The organism is Ciceribacter sichuanensis (assembly GCF_024055605.1).
GTDB classification, from domain to species: domain Bacteria; phylum Pseudomonadota; class Alphaproteobacteria; order Rhizobiales; family Rhizobiaceae; genus Allorhizobium; species Allorhizobium sichuanense.
This window is the reverse complement of sequence record NZ_JAMXLX010000001.1, coordinates 802,763-821,709: the sequence shown is the minus strand read 5'-3', so window position 1 is coordinate 821,709 and position 18,947 is coordinate 802,763. Positions and strand designations below refer to the sequence as shown.

General features: G+C 61.9%; 17 protein-coding genes. 10 read left to right on the top strand and 7 right to left on the bottom strand.

What is annotated here, in order from left to right:
* The first annotated feature begins 1 nt into the window (after window position 1).
* The 3 genes from NBH21_RS04005 to NBH21_RS03995 are packed head-to-tail and all read left to right on the top strand — an operon-like array spanning window position 2 to window position 2,321.
* Window positions 2-994: a small ribosomal subunit Rsm22 family protein gene (locus NBH21_RS04005; protein WP_250912636.1), complete on the top strand. Its 993-nt coding sequence runs from the start codon at window positions 2-4 to the stop codon at window positions 992-994.
* Complete coding sequence (locus tag NBH21_RS04000; protein ID WP_250912817.1) at window positions 972-1,988, top strand: DUF2891 domain-containing protein; 1,017 nt, start codon at window positions 972-974, stop codon at window positions 1,986-1,988. The genes NBH21_RS04005 and NBH21_RS04000 overlap by 23 nt, the downstream gene beginning before the upstream one ends.
* Window positions 1,989-2,321 carry a hypothetical protein gene (locus NBH21_RS03995; protein ID WP_250912635.1) on the top strand — a complete coding sequence of 111 codons (333 nt, stop codon included), beginning with the start codon at window positions 1,989-1,991 and terminating at the stop codon, window positions 2,319-2,321.
* On the opposite strand, the gene NBH21_RS03990 is transcribed toward NBH21_RS03995, so the two are convergent.
* Complete coding sequence (locus NBH21_RS03990; protein ID WP_163904714.1) at window positions 2,293-2,700, bottom strand: DUF2000 family protein; 408 nt, start codon at window positions 2,698-2,700, stop codon at window positions 2,293-2,295. The genes NBH21_RS03995 and NBH21_RS03990 overlap by 29 nt on opposite strands.
* Here NBH21_RS03990 and NBH21_RS03985 point away from each other — a divergent pair.
* Window positions 2,699-3,580 (top strand): AraC family transcriptional regulator, encoded by an 882-nt coding sequence (locus NBH21_RS03985; RefSeq protein ID WP_250912634.1) that lies wholly within the window; start codon window positions 2,699-2,701, stop codon window positions 3,578-3,580. The genes NBH21_RS03990 and NBH21_RS03985 overlap by 2 nt on opposite strands.
* A gap of 95 nt (window positions 3,581-3,675) precedes the next feature.
* Window positions 3,676-5,031: an esterase-like activity of phytase family protein gene (locus tag NBH21_RS03980; RefSeq protein WP_250912633.1), complete on the top strand. Its 1,356-nt coding sequence runs from the start codon at window positions 3,676-3,678 to the stop codon at window positions 5,029-5,031.
* A 175-nt stretch (window positions 5,032-5,206) separates the two neighbouring features.
* Here NBH21_RS03980 and ppx read toward each other — a convergent pair whose 3' ends face one another.
* The 4 genes from ppx to NBH21_RS03960 all read right to left on the bottom strand — a co-directional run bounded on the left by ppx (window position 5,207) and on the right by NBH21_RS03960 (window position 10,834).
* Window positions 5,207-6,727 carry an exopolyphosphatase gene (gene ppx / locus NBH21_RS03975; RefSeq protein WP_250912632.1) on the bottom strand — a complete coding sequence of 507 codons (1,521 nt, stop codon included), beginning with the start codon at window positions 6,725-6,727 and terminating at the stop codon, window positions 5,207-5,209.
* A gap of 11 nt (window positions 6,728-6,738) precedes the next feature.
* Window positions 6,739-8,931, bottom strand: a complete 2,193-nt coding sequence (locus NBH21_RS03970) for an RNA degradosome polyphosphate kinase (RefSeq protein WP_250912631.1) — start codon at window positions 8,929-8,931, stop codon at window positions 6,739-6,741.
* A gap of 64 nt (window positions 8,932-8,995) precedes the next feature.
* Window positions 8,996-9,709, bottom strand: a complete 714-nt coding sequence (gene hdaA / locus NBH21_RS03965) for a DnaA regulatory inactivator HdaA (RefSeq protein WP_250912630.1) — start codon at window positions 9,707-9,709, stop codon at window positions 8,996-8,998.
* Window positions 9,710-10,834 (bottom strand): AI-2E family transporter, encoded by a 1,125-nt coding sequence (locus NBH21_RS03960; RefSeq protein ID WP_250912629.1) that lies wholly within the window; start codon window positions 10,832-10,834, stop codon window positions 9,710-9,712.
* Between the two features lie 251 nt (window positions 10,835-11,085).
* On the opposite strand from NBH21_RS03960, the gene purM reads away from it, so the two are divergent.
* The 5 genes from purM (at window position 11,086) to NBH21_RS03935 (ending at window position 16,099) form a co-directional block, all read left to right on the top strand.
* Window positions 11,086-12,159, top strand: coding sequence for a phosphoribosylformylglycinamidine cyclo-ligase (purM, locus tag NBH21_RS03955; protein WP_250912628.1), 1,074 nt, complete (start codon window positions 11,086-11,088; stop codon window positions 12,157-12,159).
* Window positions 12,156-12,815, top strand: coding sequence for a phosphoribosylglycinamide formyltransferase (purN, locus tag NBH21_RS03950; protein WP_250912627.1), 660 nt, complete (start codon window positions 12,156-12,158; stop codon window positions 12,813-12,815). Before purM ends, purN begins: the two co-directional genes overlap by 4 nt.
* 85 nt (window positions 12,816-12,900) lie before the next feature.
* Window positions 12,901-13,851, top strand: a complete 951-nt coding sequence (locus tag NBH21_RS03945) for an ABC transporter ATP-binding protein (protein WP_250912626.1) — start codon at window positions 12,901-12,903, stop codon at window positions 13,849-13,851.
* A 194-nt stretch (window positions 13,852-14,045) separates the two neighbouring features.
* Entirely contained in the window at window positions 14,046-14,987 is a 942-nt protein-coding gene (locus NBH21_RS03940; protein WP_250912625.1) for an omptin family outer membrane protease, read from the top strand.
* A gap of 167 nt (window positions 14,988-15,154) precedes the next feature.
* The gene (locus NBH21_RS03935) at window positions 15,155-16,099 is read left to right on the top strand and encodes an omptin family outer membrane protease (protein WP_250912624.1); all 945 of its coding nucleotides are present in this window, start codon (window positions 15,155-15,157) and stop codon (window positions 16,097-16,099) included.
* A gap of 101 nt (window positions 16,100-16,200) precedes the next feature.
* Here NBH21_RS03935 and NBH21_RS03930 read toward each other — a convergent pair whose 3' ends face one another.
* Window positions 16,201-16,797 carry an NUDIX domain-containing protein gene (locus tag NBH21_RS03930; RefSeq protein WP_250912623.1) on the bottom strand — a complete coding sequence of 199 codons (597 nt, stop codon included), beginning with the start codon at window positions 16,795-16,797 and terminating at the stop codon, window positions 16,201-16,203.
* The gene (locus NBH21_RS03925) at window positions 16,794-18,908 is read right to left on the bottom strand and encodes a molybdopterin-containing oxidoreductase family protein (RefSeq protein WP_250912622.1); all 2,115 of its coding nucleotides are present in this window, start codon (window positions 18,906-18,908) and stop codon (window positions 16,794-16,796) included. The genes NBH21_RS03930 and NBH21_RS03925 overlap by 4 nt, the downstream gene beginning before the upstream one ends.
* Window positions 18,909-18,947: the final 39 nt, after the last annotated feature.

Genomic DNA, 18,947 nt, shown 5'->3' with positions numbered 1-18,947 from the left:
CGTGGAACTCCCCGCTCCGCTCAGAGCCGCCGTAGACCAGATGCTCGCCCGCGAACCGCTGGAGCGGCTGCAGCGTGCGAGCGAAAAGCTGTCCGACCGCTATCGCCGAGAGGTGCGCGACGGCAAGTTCCACATCGATGGCGAACTGGCCGCCAAGGCCTATCTCGCCACCCGCCTGCCCGCCACCTTCGCAGCCGTTCGCGCCGCCCTTTCCATGGTCGAGGAAGCATCGCCCTCCTTCGCGCCGGAAAGCCTGATCGATGTCGGTGCAGGCCCGGGCACCGCGCTCTGGGCTGCGGCCGATTGCTGGCCGGAGCTCAGGCGGGCAAGCCTCGTCGAGGCAAGTGCCGCGATACGCTCGGTCGGCGATGCGCTGGCGAAGGCCGGGCAGGTGGACTGCCAATGGCTGGCGGGCGATCTCACCGGTTCCCTTCCGCAGTTGCCGCCCGCCGATCTCGTGACACTCGCCTATGTGCTGGACGAGATCGACGAGATCGCCATACCGGCAGCAGTTTCCCGGCTGTGGGCGCTGACCAGCCATACCATCGTCATCGTGGAACCCGGAACGCCGGCCGGCTGGCGTCGCATCCTGACGGCGCGCGCTACGCTGCTGGAAGCCGGTGCCCATATCGTGGCGCCCTGCCCGCATGCGGCTGCCTGCCCTATCGAGGCGCCGGACTGGTGTCATTTCTCCCGCCGTGTCGCCCGCTCGCGTGTGCATCGCCTCGCCAAGCAGGGAGAGGTGCCGTGGGAGGACGAGAAATACATCTTCATCGCCGCCTCGCGGCATCCCGCCGAACCGCCGGAAGCCCGGGTTCTAGCTCCGCCGAAGATATCGGGCGGCGTTGGGCGGCTGAAGCTCTGTCGCGCCGACGGGAGTGCCTCGGAGATCACCGTCAGCCGCCGCGACGGCGCTATCTTCAAGGCGGCCCGCCGGGCGGATTGGGGTGATGCCTTCGATGCGAGGGGAGATGGCGATGACGCAGACGCATGAACTCGACCTGCGGACGGCTGAAAAGTTTGCTCGTATCGCGCTTTCCCATGTCGAGCGGGAATACCCTCACAAGCCGGGCTTCGTCTTCGGCAGTCCGAACGATGTCCGTTCGCCGCGCGAAACGCACCCTGTCTTCTTCGGCAGCTATGACTGGCATTCCTGTGTGCACGGCTACTGGATGCTCGCCCGCCTTCTCAATCGCTTCGCCGATCTCCCGGCCGCGCCGGAAATCCGCGGCCTTTTCGAACGGCGGCTGACTTCGGCCGCCGTCGCCGGTGAAGTCGCACTCTTTGAACGGCCTGAATCGCGCGGTTTCGAGCGTCCCTATGGCTGGGGCTGGCTGCTGAAGCTCGCGGCGGAACTTGAGATCATGGAGGAGCGCCGCTTCGCGGACATCCTTCGACCCCTCTCCCGGCTTGTTGCCGGCCGCTTCAGGGATTTCCTGCCTCTCGCCACCTATCCCGTCAGGGTAGGCACACATTTCAACACGGCCTTCGCAATCCGGCTGGCAGCGGACTACGGCGAGGCAATAAACGACGCGGCGTTCCTCTATCTCCTGCGTACAACGGCTCTGCGTTGGTATGGCGAGGACCGGGACTGCTCTGCCTGGGGAGAGCCGTCCGGTGACGATTTCCTGTCGTCTGCCTTGACCGAGGCAGAATGCATGCGCCGTCTTCTGCCTATCGAGACTTTCGCCGACTGGTTCAGCCGATTCCTGCCGAGGCTTGCGGAGGGGCAGCCGGCGACGCTGTTTTCACCCGCCAGCGTCTCGGACCGATCCGACGGCAAGATTGCCCATCTGGACGGGCTGAACCTCAGCCGTGCATGGTGCTTCCGCTCGCTCACGGGCGCACTACCGTTGAACGACCTACGCCATTCTGTCCTGCACGCGGCCGCCGATCGGCATCTTGCCGTGTCCCTGCCCCATATCGCCGGTGACTATATGGGCGAACACTGGCTCGCGAGCTTCGCGGTTCTGGCTCTGGAGGCCTGATTGTCCGGCATTCTACCCTCGAGAAAACTGGTCGGGCTTGTGCTCGCCACTGCCGTGCTTGCGCTGGCCACAGCCGATCTGAGACGGCGCGGCTTCATGTCGCCGTCGCTCGCCTCGGCAATCGCCATCTCGCTGCTGCTGGTCAATCTCGCCCTCGGCATCGCCGGCCTCATGACCCGGCAGAAGCTGGCCTGGGGCCTTTATCTGCTGGCGAGCCTTGCCACCTCGCTGGTGCTCGGGTTCGCGACGCCCGTCAGCGCTGCCATCACCCTGCTGCCTCTCGGCATCGGCGCCCTGCTTGACCTTATCCATGCATCCGGGCGCCCTTGGTGATCTTGTCGACGATCTTCTTGTCGGCGCGGAGCGCTAGGCCCACCACCTTCGCATCATCAGGGGAGAACTCGGCAAAGACGGCGCGGTTTGCGGCGTCATGGCCGGTTGAAAACATTTCTTCGATGTAGAGGGAACTCGGCACCTCGCGTTCCAGCGAGCGCAGGTGGATCTTGCGCAGGGTCTCCTGATCGCCGGACAGGACGACAATCGGCTGGATACACAGCGCATTGTAGAGGTTGCCCGCGGCGTCCCTGTAGGGTTCGCCGATGATGCCCTCCTCCCTTGCGACTATGCCGCTGGTCAGAAAGGCGGTAACGTTGAGCTTCTGCCATGCGGCGAGATCCTCGCGCAGGACAACGACGAACTTGGTATCGAACATGCAACACTCCGGAAACGGTCTTCTTGATAGGCTTGCCGAGCTACCAGTCCCCGATGGCGAAGGTCTTGAACGTTCGTGCAGGCCGGCCGACGCGATCCGTTCCGATATCGATACCCACGGCATCGAGCGCATCGAGGCACAGTTTTCCGGCAACGGCTTTGCGCCGCATCGGCATGATACCTATGCGCTCGGACTGACGATCAGCGGCGTGCAGGCCTTCTCCTATCGGGGAGAGACACGTTTCAGCCTGCCGGGAAACATCATCGTTCTTCACCCCGACGAGGTTCACGACGGCGCGGCAGGCACGGACGACGGCCTGCGCTACCGAATGATGTACATTCCCCCCGAACTGATCCGCGATGCCTGCGACGAGCCGTCGGCCACCCTGCCGTTCGTATCGACCCCGGTGCTGTCCGACAGCCGGCTTGCCCGTGCCCTCGCGGAAGCGCTTGCCGATCTCGACCACGCTCCGGATGGACTGGCGCTCTCGGACCTGCTGACCCGGATCGCGGACGGGCTGGGGCGTCATGCCGGCAGCCGCCAGACGGTATCGGCCAAGTCAGAGCGGGCCGTCGCGCGCGCCTGCGCCTATCTCAGGGAAAACTGTGCCGAACAGGTTTCCTCCGAAGAGCTGGAAACGCTGACCGATCTCAACCGGTATTCGCTCGCCCGCCAGTTCCGGTTGGTGACGGGAACGAGCCCGCATCGTTATCTGACCATGCGGCGGTTGGAACGGGCCAAGGGCATGATGAGCAGTGGCATGCCAATTGCCGAAGCCGCCTACGATGCAGGCTTTGCCGACCAGAGCCATTTCACCCGCCATTTCAAGAACTGCTACGGCATGACACCCGGCCACTGGCTGACGCTGCTTCGCGCCTGAGGACAGTCACCGAAACTTCATCGAACAGCAATCGCTCTGACATGGGCGGTCCGTAAGCATGCCGCGTCTCTAACCGTCCTACGAATGGTGACGCCATGAAAAAACATCTCTTTGCTTCCGTATCCCTTTTCCTTCTTGCCGCACCGGCCTTTGCCGACGAGGTCGCCTTCCCGGCCAAGCTCGTTTCCCACGCAATCCTTCCGGCCAATACGATCATCGCCGCACCGGCCGATGCCCCCGCCCATCTGAAGACCTCCGGCAAGTTCACCACGGCAGACCGCAAGCGCGCCGAAGGCCACGGCACTGTGCCCGGCAAGGACGGCGTTCGCCCGACCGGCCTCTCCATGCCCTTCGATGGTCAGGCCGTGCAGGGTTTTTCCGGCATCAAGGCCATGGCAGACGGCACCTTCTGGAGCCTTTCCGACAACGGCTTCGGCTCGAAGATCAACTCCAGCGACTCGATGCTGATGTTGCATCACATCAAGTTCGACTGGGATGCCGGCAAGGTCGAGCGTCTTGAAACCGTGTTCCTCTCCGACCCGGACAAGAAGGCTCCCTTCCCGATCGTCATGGAAGGCGCCGAGCAGCGCTACCTGACCGGTGCCGACTTCGACGTCGAATCGATCCAGCCCGTCGCCGACGGTTTCTGGATCGGCGAAGAATTCGGCCCCTACCTCCTGAAATTCACCAGGGATGGCAAGCTGACCGACGTCATCGCCACCAAGGCCGGCGAGACCGAAGTGAAGTCGCCTGACAATGCAGCCCTCGTCGTTCCGGCCAACCCGACTGCCAAGATGCCGGCCTTCAACCTGAAGCGTTCCGGCGGCTATGAAGGGCTTGCCATGTCGAAGGACGGCTCCAAGCTATACGGGCTGCTCGAAGGCCCGCTCTTCCTCGAAGACGGTTCCGTCGAAAAGGCCGACGGCCTGACGGCGCTGCGCATCATCGAACTCGACGTCGCCTCCAAGGCCTGGACCGGCCGTTCGTGGCTCTATCCGCTGTCGGAAGGCGGCGAGGCCATCGGCGACTTCAACATGATCGACGGCACCACCGCCCTCATCATCGAGCGCGACAACGGCGCCGGCACGGCGGACAAGGCTTGCGCCGATCCGAAGAAGCCCGAGCCGACCTGCTTTGCCGTTCCGGCCAAGCACAAGCACATCTACAAGATCGAGATGACCGATGAGAACGTTGGCAAGGCCGTTCGTAAGATCGGCTACATCGATCTGATGAAGATCTCCGACCCGGACAACAAGAAGCGCCAGGGCGGCGGCGAAGGCTTCTATGACATGCCTTTTGTCACCATCGAAAACGTCGACGTGGTCGATCCGACCCACATCGTCGTCGGCAACGACAACAACCTGCCTTTCTCGGCCGGTCGCGCGCTGGACAAGGCCGACGACAACGAGTTCGTCCTGCTCGAAGTCGGCGAATTCCTCTCTGCGAAGTAAGAGCGGTCAACTCGCGAAAAGAGGCCGACGGCATTTCTGCCGTCGGCCTCTTGATTCGTTCCAGATCCATCGGATCAGTCAGGCTTCAGCGAGAAGCATGCCTTCGTTGGTAGCTTTCAACAGACGCCGGCAAAATGCGAATCGAGGAGCGCCCCCTCCCCACTGCGGTTTTGGATTACTCGAAGACGAAAGCCAGTCGCTTGCCGGTCAGCTTGGCAAGCTGCTGGAGGCGTCCGTCGAGGCGTTCGCCAGCAAAGTCGCTATAGGCGTGGGGCACGACGAATTCGAGGTCCAGATCGGGCCGTTCCGACCGGCGGAAGGCCAGATCGTTCACGATGCCCGGCATCGAAGCCGAGAAGAGATAGACCACCCGTAGCATGCCGCCGAGAAGCTTGGCGCGATCGAGCAGGCGTTCAGTCGCAATCGTCGCCAGCGGACCGGTGCGACCGTCGTCATAGAGCCCTTCGAAGCGATAGTAGTTGGTAAGCGCAATGAAGGCACGACCTGGATGAGTGATCCCGACGAAGGACGAGTGGGCAATGATGTTGAGCGCCTGCAACCCGCGATAGTCGGGATGCGCGCGCCAGCTGAGATCCGCCAGCAGGCAGGCGGCGCGGCGATAGCGTGCGTCCTCCTCGGTTTCGACGACGTCGAAACAGGGCATCATCCGGCCCGTCCATTCCGCTAGCTCGCGTGCATGCTCGGGCGAACGAGCGCGCAGGATGGCGAGTTCATCGGCAGCGGTCAGCAGCGGATCCAGCGACTGGTCCTCTTCGGAGAGCAGCGAGAAGAGATAGCCTTCGCGAACGCCCTGGGCGGAGAAGGAAACCCGCGCGGGCCTCATCGCCTCCAGCACTTCCTGCATGGCGATGGCGCCGAAGGGAAGCAGCGAACGACGGCTCTTGGAAATCGAAGACCATGCAGGATCGCGCGAATTGGCACCGGAGATCACCTCTTCGAGGAAGGAGACGATCTCGCCGTATGGCAGTTCGTAGCCCTGCATCATGTGAAGGGGATACTTGCGCAGTTCCATATGCAGCTTGGCGATGTTTCGCCAGGTGCCGCCGACGGCGTAGAAGGTCCGCCCCGCGCCCTTTTCGAGAAGCTTTGCGCCCTTGATCTGCTTGCGCGCAAAAGCGCGCGCCTTGGACAGCGAACCGCCCACGGTTTCCGACAGGCGCAGGCCACCCAGCGGCAGCGTGATGCCCTTGCCGAGTTCACGGCCCCTGATGTCGATGAGTTCCAGCGAGCCACCACCGAGGTCGCCCGCGATCCCGTCCGGATCGTGGAAGCCGCTGACGATGCCGTAAGCGGAATAGAGCGCCTCTTCCTCACCGGTCAGCACGATCACCTTGTGATCGAGAATTTCCTCGGCCCTGCGGATGAATTCCGGGCCGTTTGCCGCCTCGCGAGCAGCAGCCGTCGCCAGCACATACATCGCCGTCGCCCGGGCCTGGCGCGAAAGCGCGCCGAACCTGCGAAGGGCGCCAAGCGCACGCGTCACACCTTCGTCGTCCATACGACCGCTGGACGCCAGCCCCTTGCCGAGACCGCAAAGCACTTTTTCGTTGAAAAGCACCGTTGGAGCCCTGGAGAGGCCCTCGTAAACGACGAGACGGATCGAATTCGAACCAATATCGACAACGGAAACAGGGGCAATGCCGGGCAAGCGCCCCTGCGCTTCAGATCTTGTCATGAAGTACCAGTTTAGCGTTTCCGACCGGATATGATACCGGCAATCAGTTTCGGCGCGCTCGATTTCAATGACTCCCCACGTCCAGAAAGGCTCGGATTGGTCATGAAATAGTGCTGCGCGTTGAAAGGTTCCTCGCCGGGGCGTACTTCCATGCGCCTTGACGTCCCGTCGGCCAATATCTCGTAGCTCTGCTGGTTGTCAATCAGATTGCCCAGCATAATCTGTGATAGAACCTGTTCATGCACGGTAGGGTTGGTGAGCGGCACCAGCGTTTCGACGCGTCGGTCCAGATTGCGCGGCATCATGTCGGCCGAACCGATATAGACCAGCGACTTTTCCGAAGGCAGGCCGTAACCGTTGCCGAAGCAGAAGATGCGGCTGTGCTCGAGGAATCGGCCGACGATCGACTTGACGCGGATATTGTCCGACAGGCCGGGCACCCTCGGGCGCAGGCAGCAGATGCCGCGAACGACCAGATCGACCTCGACGCCCGCGCGGCTGGCGCGATAGAGCGCGTCGATGATCTCCGGATCGACCAGCGAGTTCATCTTCATCCAGATCGCGGCCGGCGCGCCGTTGCGGGCGTGGACGATCTCCTCCTCGATGTGCCGCAGGATGCGCGGGCGCAGCGTGTAGGGAGACACGGCCAGCTTCATGCTCTCTTCCGGCTCGCCATAGCCGGTGATGAAATTGAAGATGTTCGCCATGTCGTGGGCGATCTTCGGATTGCAGGTGAAGAAGGAAAGGTCCGTATAGATCTTCGCCGTCACCGGATGATAGTTGCCGGTACCGAGATGGCAGTAAGTGCGAAGCTTGCCGTCCTCGCGGCGCACCACCATGGACATCTTGGCGTGGGTCTTGAGTTCGATGAAGCCGAAGACCACCTGCACGCCGGCGCGTTCAAGGTCGCGCGCCCAGCGGATGTTGGCTTCTTCGTCGAAACGGGCCTTCAGCTCCACCAGCGCGGTCACCGACTTGCCGGCCTCGGCGGCGTCGATCAGGGCGCGCACGATCGGGCTGTCGTTCGAGGTGCGGTAAAGCGTCTGCTTGATCGCCAGCACGTCCGGATCGCGGGCGGCCTGAAGCAGGAACTGCACGACGACGTCGAAGCTTTCATAGGGGTGGTGAACCACCATATCTTTCTCGCGGATGGCGGCAAGGCAATCGCCGGCATGCTCGCGCACCCGCTCCGGAAAGCGGGCGTTGTAAGGCTCGAAACGCAGGTCGTCGCGCGGAGCCTTGGTGATTTCCGAAAGCGTGTTGAGCGCGAGAAGGCCCGGCAGAACCGCCACGCGGTTATCCGGAACGGCCAGTTCATGCACCACGAACTGGCGCAGAGAAACCGGCATTTCGGAATCGACCTCGATGCGGATCACCGACCCGCGACGGCGGCGCTTGAGCGCCGTCTCGAAGAAGCGCACCAGATCCTCGGCCTCTTCCTCGACTTCGATATCGCTATCGCGAATGATGCGGAAAGTGCCGAAGCCGGTCACTTCATAGCCGGGGTAAAGGCGGTGAATGAACAGGCCGACCACATCTTCCAGCGTGATGTAGCGAATGGTCGTCTTCTCGTCCGGCAGGCGGATGAAACGGTCGAGCGTCGGCGGCAGGCGCAGCAGCGCCGTCATCGGCTCGCGATTACGCTTGCTCTCCAGCTGCAGCCCCATCGAGAAGCCGAGATTGGGAATGAAAGGGAAAGGATGCGCCGGATCGATCGACAGCGGCGTCAGCACCGGGAAGATCGATTCCTCGAACGAGGTTTCAAGCCAGCTGCGGTCCTCGGCGGACAACGCGGCCGGACGAACGAACAGGATGTCTTCCTTGGCAAGATACTGCTGCAGGACCGCCAGCGATGCCTGCTGTTCCATCTGCAGGTTGTCGATTTCCTTGAGGATTTCGTCGAGCTGCTCAGCCGGCGTCTTGCCGTCCGGGCTCTTGATCGTGATGCCCTGGCGAACCTGACCTTCGAGGCCGGCGACGCGCACCATGAAGAATTCATCGAGGTTGGTTGAGGAAATCGACAGGAACCTGACGCGTTCCAGCAGCGGATGCGCGGTATTCAGGGTCTCTTCCAGCACGCGGCGATTGAACTGCAGCCAGGAAAATTCACGGTTGATGAACCGCTCGGAACTCGACAGGAGTTCGTCCGTGGCCGTCATCTCGGCGTCTGATACGTCGGCCGCGTCGCTTACCACAGAGTCCATGTCTTCCATCCCTTTGTCGGTTTCCCGCTCCAATTATAACAGTTTAACGACAGTCCTGTGACGGTCACTCCGGTCCGTTTGCCGCGTAGAGTTCGTTGAGAACCTCGCCGGCCAGTGTCCGGGTGATCCGCGTTCGACGCGCCAGCGCCAGCCGGTCGATCCTCTCCACGATATCCTGCGCCGCGGAAAAGGATCGCTCCATGCGCTGCACGATATAACCCACAATCTTGTCATCGACATAAAGCTGCCGGTCGGCGAACAATTTCATCATGACCTGCGAAAGCAGCGCCTCGTCGGGACTGCCGATCTCCACCATGGTCGCGGCTTTCAGGCGCGAACGCAGATCGGGCAGCGCGACATTCCACGACGGCGGCCAGGTGCGCGACGTCATCAGCAGGCTGGTGCCGTGTTCACGCACGGTGTTGATGAGATGGAAAAGCTCGACCTCGTCGAAGCCCTCCCTGTCCGCATCCTCGAATACCACCGGTCCCGTTTCCGCCTGGCGGGATGCATCGGCGCCGGCCTGCGGATGAACGTCCGCTGCACCGCTCTGCTGCCGGAAAATATCGACCAGATGCGACTTGCCCGACCCCTCCGGTCCCATCAGGACCACGACGGGCGACGGCCATTGCGGCCAGGAATCGATGATTGCGACGGCCGCCTCAAGGCGGTCCGATACCAGCAGGTCGTCACGTCCCGTCGCCTTGCCGTGATCGAAGGCGAGCGGAAGCTGCTCGGCGATGCTGCGCCGCGACGCGACCTTCTTGATCTCACTCATTCACTTCTCTGAAACGTCCTTCACGGGCGGCTCGCCCTCGGCAGCCGTCTGCCCGTAATACAAATCACTCTCAAGATATCTTGCCAGCGCAAAACGGACAAGCACACCGATGGCGGCGGCTGCCGGCACCGCGACCAGAACGCCGACGAAGCCGAACAGCGCGCCGAAGGCAAACAGCGCGAACATCAGCCAGACGGGATGCAAGCCGACGCTTTGGCCGACAAGCTTCGGCTGCAGGATATTGCCTTCGATGAACTGGCCGGAGAAGAAGAACACCACCACCATGATGAGGTGCATGTAGTCCGGCCAGAACTGCACCAGCGCGACACCGGCTGCAAGCAGCAGGCCGACAGTGGAGCCGACATAGGGAATGAAACTGATCATGCCGGTGAAAAAGCCGATCAGCAGGCCGAAGTTCAGGCCGATCAGCGACAGCCCGACCGCATAATAGATGCCGAGGATCAGGCAGAGCGAGCCCTGCCCCCGCACGAAGCCCGCAATAGTGTTATCGAGTTCGGTCGCGATTTCGCGCACGGTGGCGACATGATTGCGCGGGATCCAGCTATCGACCTTGGCGATCATCCTGTCCCAGTCCAGGAGCAGGTAGAAGGCGACGACCGGGGTCACGACCAGAAGCGAGGCGATATCCACCAACGCCTTGCCGGAATTCCAGATCTGGCCGAACAATGTACCGATGAAGCCGACGCCCTCGGACAGATATTTGGAGAAATTCTCCTTGATCGTATCCATCTGGGAATTCAGCCATTGCGGCAGCCATGCGGCGTTCGACGTGGCGATGAAGTCCTGCAGCTCGGTGACATAGCCGGGAATGTGCTGGATAAACTGGTTGAGCTGGCTCGCCAGAATCGGAATGATGATCATCAGCGACAGGACGAAGACGATGACGAAGGCCGTCAGAATGACCACCGTCGCCATCATGCGGCTCAACCCGAGCCGTTCCAGCCGATCGGCGACCGGATCGAGGAAATAGGCCAGCGCCATGCCCGCAATGAAGGGCAGAAGAATCGCCCGGAACGTCATCAGGAAGAAGACGAAAACGATGAGCGCAGCGAGCCAGAACAGCAACTGGCGCCGCAGACCCGTTCCGCTGATATGATGCACCATGAAGCGTTCCTCTCGTCGCGCGTGCTGCGGTCTCGCGCGAATAAGCGACAAGCCAATGATAGGAATTAGGGTATCGGCAAAGCGCGGGTCAAGATGGCTGGCGGACGGAACAGGCAGCGGCGGCATAGCTCTCTCTATAAGTCTCTTGCGAAAACTGCCGGAAAACATCGCGAATCCAGCCTCGCGACTTGCATGTCGAGCCTCTTCATGCAATTGCCAGCCGCATAATCGATACCCATCGGAGACACGGGATGAGCCAGTCTGGAAAGAACGGTCTGACCTATAGCGACGCCGGCGTTGACATCGATGCCGGAAACCTGCTGGTCGAAAAGATCAAGCCGGCGGTCCGCTCCACGCGGCGTCCCGGCGCTAACGGCGAGATCGGCGGCTTCGGCGGTCTGTTCGACCTCAAGGCAGCAGGCTTCAACGACCCGATCCTCGTTGCCGCCAACGACGGCGTCGGCACCAAGCTGAAGATCGCCATCGACGCGGGCATTCACGACACCGTCGGCATCGACTTGGTCGCCATGTGCGTCAACGATCTCGTGGTGCAGGGCGCGGAGCCGCTGCTCTTCCTCGACTATTTCGCAACCGGCAAGCTCGACCCCGAACAGGGCGCGGCCATTGTCGGCGGCATCGCCGCCGGCTGCCGCGAGGCAGGCTGCGCGCTGATCGGCGGGGAAACCGCCGAAATGCCCGGCATGTATGCGGGTGGCGACTATGACCTTGCCGGCTTTGCCGTCGGCGCTGCCGAACGCGGCAAGCTCCTGCCGGCAGGCGACATTGCAGAAGGCGACGTCATTCTCGGCCTCTCCTCCTCCGGCGTTCACTCCAACGGCTTCTCGCTGGTGCGCAAAATCGTCACCCTGTCGGGTCTCTCCTGGGATGACAAGGCGCCCTTCGATAGCGACAAGACGCTCGGTGCGGCCCTGCTGGAACCCACCCGCATCTATGTGAAGCCGCTCCTCAAGGCGATCCGCGAGACGGGTGCGCTCAAGGCGCTGGCACACATCACCGGCGGCGGCTTCCCGGAAAACATTCCGCGCGTCCTGCCGAAACATCTTGCCGCAGAAATCGACCTTGGCGCCATCAAGCCGCCGGCAGTCTTCTCCTGGCTCGCCAAGACCGGCGGCGTCGCCCAGAACGAGATGCTGCGCACCTTCAACTGCGGCATCGGCATGATCGTCGTTGTCGCGGGAGCAGATGCCGAGCGCGTCTCGGCCGTGCTCGCGGCCGAAGGCGAGACCGTCATTCCGCTCGGCCGGATGATCGCACGCGCCGAAGGTGAACCCGGCACACGTTATCAGGGTGTCCTGGCCCTATGACAATGCCGCGCAAACGCGTCGTCGTCTTCATTTCGGGCGGCGGCTCCAACATGCTGGCGCTCGCCGCCGCCTGCGAGGCTCAGGACTTCCCGGCTGAAGTGGTCGCCGTCATCTCCGACAAGGCGTCGGCGGGCGGACTGGCGAAAGCTGCCGAGCGCGGCATTGCCACCTTCGCCTTCGAACGCCGCGATTACGCCAGCAAGGCCGAACACGAAGCGGCGATCCTCGCCACGCTCGAAACCCTGTCGCCGGATATCGTCTGCCTCGCTGGTTACATGCGGCTGCTGTCGGGCGAGTTCATCCAGCGTCTCGAAGGCCGGATCATCAATATCCACCCTTCCCTGCTGCCGCTCTTCCCGGGCCTGCATACCCATCAGCGGGCCATCGATGCGGGCATGCGGATTGCCGGCTGCACCGTGCACTTCGTCACCGAGGGCATGGATGAAGGCCCCATCCTCGCGCAGGCAGCCGTTCCGGTGGTCACCGGGGATACGGCCGACAGTCTTGCAGCAAGAGTGCTGACCGTCGAACACAAGCTCTATCCGCTTGCATTGAAGCTGATGGCGGAAGGCAAGGTCCGGATGGAGGATGGCCATGCCGTTCGGGAGCAACAGGGCACGGCCCATCCGGACGACAAGCTGATCGGCGCGTTCTGATAGCTGCGGCAAGCAGGCCGCTTGAAAAGCCTGGCATGCGCGAGCAACATCGCTCACTCATCGATTGAGAACGCAGGGAATCGCGGTGCCGACTTCACTTTATCGCTTCGTCTGGCGGGTCAGCGGCCCGCATCAGGCCGCCATCGCCATCCTCTCCATTCTGCTTTTCCTGCTTGGCACCATCCCCCTCGAAATCCAGCGGCGGATCGTCAACGACGCAACCAGCCTCAAGCCGTTCGGCGCCATCGTGACGCTGGTGAGCCTCTATCTCCTTTGCGTTCTCGCTGAAGGATCCGTGAAGCTCGCGCTGAACATCTACCGCAACTGGATCGGCGAGCGGTCCGTGCGCTGGCTGCGTCGCGTCGTCTTCGTATCCGACGCCGCCGATCCGGATTCCGTTGACGTCACCAAGGAGGGAGCCGAACTCTCGATCGTGATCGCCGAGGCGGAACCGATCGGCGGTTTCGTCGGCGGTGCGATTTCGGAACCGCTGCTGCAGGCCGGCATTCTCCTGTCCGTCACAGGTTATCTCATCTATCTCCAACCGCTAATGGCGCTCGTGGTGGTGCTGGTATTCTGTCCGCAGATCGGTTTCGTGCCGCTGATGCAATCCGCCATCAACCGTCGGGTCGGCGCGAAGATCAGCGTCACGCGGCAGATGAGTGCCGGTATCGTTGAGCGCGGCGCGGCGCTCGACGCGGATGGTGTGCAGGACAACCGGATCGAGCAGATCTTCGCGCTCAACATGGGCGTCTACAAGATCAAGTTCACCATGAATTTCCTCATGAACTTCCTCACCCAGCTCGGCTATGCCGGAATTCTCGCTCTCGGCGGCTATTTCGTCGTCACCGGTCAGACGGAAGTCGGAACCATCGCGGCCTTCATCGCCGGTCTCGGCAAGATCAACGACCCCTGGGGCGATCTCGTCGACTGGTATCGCGCCGTGAAGGTGACGCAGGTCAAATATGAGATGGTTCGCACCGCGCCATCCCTTGCCAATCTCTCAGAAGAGGACGCTGCTGCCATCGCATTCTGAGGAGTGCAGCATGCCGCGCTATACCATCGCGCTAGAGCGCCGTGCGTCCATTTGGACGCACAAAGGACGCTCTAACATCTTGAATCTACGCATCGAGCTTTCCGAAAATCGATTCCGATTTTCGGGCCGATGCGCTAGCCCATCATTAACCATTCCGATGCAGGCTCGCCTTGAACAACAAGGGGTTGCGGGACATGCCGATTCGTTCCTTCTATTTACCGCTGATTGCGTCAGCCGTATTGGTCACGGCCCTGCCCGCTCGCGCCCAGGACAATTTCTACTCATCTTCGGACGGTTCGGTGAGCGCGTTTGCCGGCATCGGCCTCACCAATCTCCAGGCCGGGGAATATGTCTATGACGGCAGCCACAAGCTGAGCCAGCTCGACTGGGAAAGCAAGAATGTCCCCACCGCCAAGCTGGGCGCAACGCTTGAACTCGGCTATAACTGGCGTCTCAAGGGCAAGCTCGACTTCGGCATGAAGGGCGACGGTCACATGGTCGACCGGGACTGGGTGGACTATTCCATCGATGACTGGACGCACCAGTCAGTCCACCCCGACACGAAGCTCGACCACTATCTGAACGGCACGATCGAAGCCGACAGGACTATTTACCAGACAGACAGCACAAGGCTCGCTCTTGGCGGGGGCCTTGGCTATTCGGACGTTCAATGGAGCGCCTATGGGGGCAGCTACGTCTATTCCAGCTATTCCCTGCACGACACCGTCGGCACCTTCGCGGACGGAGAGAAGGGCATCACCTACCGGCAGAAGATTCCTGTCGCCTTCGTCTCGGCCAATGCCGAGCAGCGCATCGGGGCGCTGACACTGGCCGGCGGCCTCCATGGCGGCGCGACCTTCGGCATCAGCGACATCGACGATCACTGGATGCGCTACCTGCGTTTTACCGACGACATGAAGCCGGCGCAGATGATCGGAGCCAATGTCTCCCTCGACTACCAGCTTCTGCCGTCCGCCTCGATCTATGTGGCCGGGGACTACCAGAAGGTCTATCATGCCAAGGGCGACACGAAGGTCGAAAGCACCCTCTACCCGGCATCGGCCAAGTATGACGATGCGGCCGGCGCCGACTTCCAGGCGTGGTCGGTATCCTTCGGCGTCAAGGGCACGTTCTGAAACCGGGGACTGCCGGGTTCATTTCAAGTTACAAATTCTCCCCGCAGAAAAAATCGACTCACTTTTGGCCCGGGTCATTCCCATAAATGGCCGGTCCTGCCCGTTGAAGAAGAAGATCAAAATCGTAATGTCCGACCCCATTGGACAATACGACTGAGGGTAAACGCATGTCTCTTCTTCGCACGAAGACCGCCTTGCTGGCGGGCCTTGTGTTCTGTTCTCCGACCCTTGCAACGGCAGCAGACAATCTCTTCACCTCGCCCGACCAGAACTTCACCATTTACGGCGGCATCGGCTTCGCCAACATCAAGGCCGGGGAATATGTCTATGACGGCTCCCACAAGCTCAGCCAGCTGGACTGGGAGAGCAAGGGCGTCACGCTCTACACGTTCGGCGCCATGGCGGACCTCGACAAGAACTGGAGCGTGAAGGCCGATGTGAACATCGGGGCGAACGGCAACGGCCACATGGTCGACTTTGACTGGCTCGTCTACTCCATCGATGACTGGACACACCGTTCCACCCATCCAGACACGAAACTCGACCACTATTTCAACGGCTCTATCGAAGTGGACCGCGACGTCTACTCCAACGACGTCACGACGCTCGATCTCGGCCTGGGCTTCAGCTATTCCGATGTGAAGTGGAGCGCCTTTGGCGGCTCCTACATCTACAGCACCTCCGCTCTGCACGATACCGTAGGCAGCTTTGCCGACGGCGAGAGGGCCATCAGCTATCGCCAGAAGATCCCGGTCGCCTTCCTGGCGGCAAATGCGGAACACAGGATCGGTGCTTTCACCATCTCGGGTGGTGTGAAGGGCGGCCTGAGCTTCGGCATCGAGGACATCGACGACCACTGGATGCGTGACCTGCGCTTCTACGATTCCATGGGGGCGGCCCCCATGCTCGGGGCCAACGTCGCCGTGAACTACGAGTTCACGCAGAACGCCGCATTCTATGTCGCCGGCAATTTCGAAAAGGTCTTCCGCACCAAGGGAGACGTCCGCATGGTCGACACCACGGGCGCAAGCGACGACGAGCATTACTCCAATGGAGCCGGCGCCGATTTCCAGGCGGTATCGATCTCCTTCGGCCTCAAGGGCAAGTTCTGATCCTCCCGAGCCCCCCGCGGACGGCCAGCCGTGCCGTCCGTCTGGCCGCGAACGTACCTTTGCGCGTTCGCGGCCTTTTTAACACCGCCGCACAGAACCCTTCAGTCGGCCAGAAGTTCGCGGTTCAATGCCGCCCACTGCAGCAGCATGATCGTCTTGGCATCGAGGATTTCTCCGCTTTCAATCATGGCAAGAGCGTTTGCCAACGGAAGTTCAACAAGCTCGATATCCTCGTGCTCCTCGTCCAACCCACCGCCATCGGCCACCCTGTCGGCCTCTCCGATCTGCGCATAGAAAAAGTGAATCTTTTCCGTCACCGCGCCGGGCGACATATAGGCGGAAAACAATCGTCTCGGCTGCCTGAGACCGAAGCCGGTTTCCTCATGCGCCTCGCGGATCACCGTTTTTTCGGGATCTTCTCCCCGTTCCATGGACCCTGCCGGGACTTCCAGTAGAAACGGTGCTTCGCCCTGCAAATGTACGGGAATCCTGAACTGCCGCACAAGAACCACGACGTCCCGTCGTGGATCGTAGATCAGCACCGCAACGGCTTCGCCGCGATCGAAGACCTCCCATTCAAGCTGTGTCGTATGGCCATCGCGCCCATAGTCGAAAACGACCCGACGCAGGGTGCTCCATCCCTTCCACACGATCTCGTCGCTGACGATGTCGATACTGGTCCGGTCGAAACGGCTCATTCGCCGTCCTTCACGAGCCAGACCTTGTTGTCGTGGAAGGCGGCGCCGCCATGGGGAGCCACGCAATCGGCGCCGGTCAGCACGTTGATGCCCTCCCCGTCGATATGGGCCTTGTTGGGCCACAGCCCCTCAGCCACGAGAACGCCCGGTTTCACCGCATCGGTGACCCGCGCATGGATCCTGATCTCGCCGCGACCGTTACCGATGCGCACGACGTCACCGGCGGCGATGGAAAGTCGCTCGGCATCCCCGGTGTTGACCATGACTTCCGGTCTGCCCTCTTTCTCGACCGAAGTCTTTGTTTCGGCAAAGGTCGAATTCAGAAAGTTGCGGGCGGGCGACGTCGCGAGACGGAAGGGATGTTCAGCGTCGGCGACCTCGATCAGGTCGACATGATCAGGAAGCGCCGGCAAGGCTGTAACGGGGCCGAGATTACCGACGTTTGCCGGCGGCTTGTTGGGAGACTTGCCCGACACCCAATCCGGACGGAAACGGAACTTGCCATCGGGATGGCCGAAGCCATCGAGAAAATGGGCAGAACGGAAGTCCGGCTGACAGTCGATCCAACGTCCGGCCTTGAGTTCTTCATAGCCCAGTTGACCGCTTGCCTTCAGAAGCCGGTCGATGTGCTCTTCTTCCGAGAGACAGAAGCCCGGATAGTTCGACACACCGAGACGCTTCGCCAGTTCCTCGATCACGAAGAGGTTGGTGCGCACCGTTTCCGGCGGCTCCACAAGCTTCGGCCCGAGCAGGATATGGCTCTGGCCACCGGCACGATAGATGTCGTCATGCTCCACGAACATGGTGGCCGGCAGGACGATATCGGCCACTTCGGCGGTTTCCGTCATGAACTGCTCATGGACGGCGACAAAGAGGTCGTCACGCAGAAAGCCCTGCTTCACCAGCCGCTGTTCGGGCGCAACATTCATCGGATTGGTGTTCTGGATCAGCAGCGCCGTCACCGGTCCGCCATGGCGCAAGGCCCCGGCGTCACCGGTCAGCACGCGGCCGATCTGCGACTGGTCGAGCATGCGGATCGACGGGTCCATGTAACCGGTGCCCATCAGTTCCGATTTGTTCAGCCGGAAGATGTCACCGTTGTTGTGGAAGGCGCCGGCGCCTTCGTATTGCCAGAGGCCGAGGACGGTCGCGACCGACAGGGCCGCATGCATGGCGGCAGAACCGTTGCGCTGGCGGGCGAAACCGTAACCGAGGCGGAAGAAGGTCTTCTTCGTCGTGCCGACCAGCTTCGCCAGCGTTTCGATCTCATCAACAGTAAGACCGGTGATGGTTGCCGCCCATTCCGGCGTACGGCTCGCGAGATGCGCTTCGAGACCGGCCGGGTCATCGGCATATTTCGCCATGTATTCGCGGTCGGCATAACCATCCCGGAATGCGACATGCATCAGTGCGCAGGCAAGCGCCGCATCCGTGCCCGGACGGACGATCAGACCGAGATCGGCCTGCTTCATCGTCGGGTTGTCGTAGATGTCGATCACGACGATCTTCGCGCCGCGTTCCTTGCGGGCGCGGGTCGCGTGGGTCATGACGTTGACCTGCGTGGCCACCGCATTCGTGCCCCAGATGACGATGCAATCTGATTTCGCCATCTCGCGCGGATCGGGTCCGCGCAGCGCACCGGTTCCCATGACATAACCGGTCCAGGCCATATTGGTGCAGATCGTGCCCATGAAGCCGGAATAGCGCTTGGCGTGACGCAGCCGCTCGATCGAGTCGCGCTGGACCTGGCCCATGGTGCCAGCGTAGAAATACGGCCAGATTGCTTCTGAGCCGTGCGCCGCTTCCGCCTTGACGAAAGCATCGGCAATCTCGTCGAGGGCAGCCTCCCAGGAAACTTCCTGCCAGTCGCCAACGCCCTTTGCTCCCTTGCGCCGCTTCGGCGTCATAAGCCTGTCAGGATGATAGAGGCGCTCGGCGTAACGGGCGACCTTGGCGCAGATGACGCCGGCCGTATAGGTGTTGTCGGGTGCGCCGCGCACACGCCCGATGCGGCCATCCGGCTCGACGTCGACGTTGAGCGCGCAGGCGGAGGGACAGTCGTGCGGACAGACCGTGTGACCGGTCTTACGAATAGGGCTCGCGATGTTCATGTCTTTTGTATATTCCAAGCCCGAGAACGCCAAAAGGCC

Coding starts and splice junctions, on each gene's coding strand:
- NBH21_RS04000 (WP_250912817.1), top strand. CDS start 972: ATGGCGATGACGCAGACGCATGAACTCGACCTGCGGACGGCTGAAAAG.
- NBH21_RS03985 (WP_250912634.1), top strand. CDS start 2,699: ATGCAACACTCCGGAAACGGTCTTCTTGATAGGCTTGCCGAGCTACCA.
- NBH21_RS03990 (WP_163904714.1), bottom strand. CDS start 2,700: ATGTTCGATACCAAGTTCGTCGTTGTCCTGCGCGAGGATCTCGCCGCA.
- NBH21_RS03980 (WP_250912633.1), top strand. CDS start 3,676: ATGAAAAAACATCTCTTTGCTTCCGTATCCCTTTTCCTTCTTGCCGCA.
- ppx (WP_250912632.1), bottom strand. CDS start 6,727: ATGACAAGATCTGAAGCGCAGGGGCGCTTGCCCGGCATTGCCCCTGTT.
- NBH21_RS03970 (WP_250912631.1), bottom strand. CDS start 8,931: ATGGACTCTGTGGTAAGCGACGCGGCCGACGTATCAGACGCCGAGATG.
- hdaA (WP_250912630.1), bottom strand. CDS start 9,709: ATGAGTGAGATCAAGAAGGTCGCGTCGCGGCGCAGCATCGCCGAGCAG.
- NBH21_RS03960 (WP_250912629.1), bottom strand. CDS start 10,834: ATGGTGCATCATATCAGCGGAACGGGTCTGCGGCGCCAGTTGCTGTTC.
- purM (WP_250912628.1), top strand. CDS start 11,086: ATGAGCCAGTCTGGAAAGAACGGTCTGACCTATAGCGACGCCGGCGTT.
- purN (WP_250912627.1), top strand. CDS start 12,156: ATGACAATGCCGCGCAAACGCGTCGTCGTCTTCATTTCGGGCGGCGGC.
- NBH21_RS03940 (WP_250912625.1), top strand. CDS start 14,046: ATGCCGATTCGTTCCTTCTATTTACCGCTGATTGCGTCAGCCGTATTG.
- NBH21_RS03935 (WP_250912624.1), top strand. CDS start 15,155: ATGTCTCTTCTTCGCACGAAGACCGCCTTGCTGGCGGGCCTTGTGTTC.
- NBH21_RS03930 (WP_250912623.1), bottom strand. CDS start 16,797: ATGAGCCGTTTCGACCGGACCAGTATCGACATCGTCAGCGACGAGATC.
- NBH21_RS03925 (WP_250912622.1), bottom strand. CDS start 18,908: ATGAACATCGCGAGCCCTATTCGTAAGACCGGTCACACGGTCTGTCCG.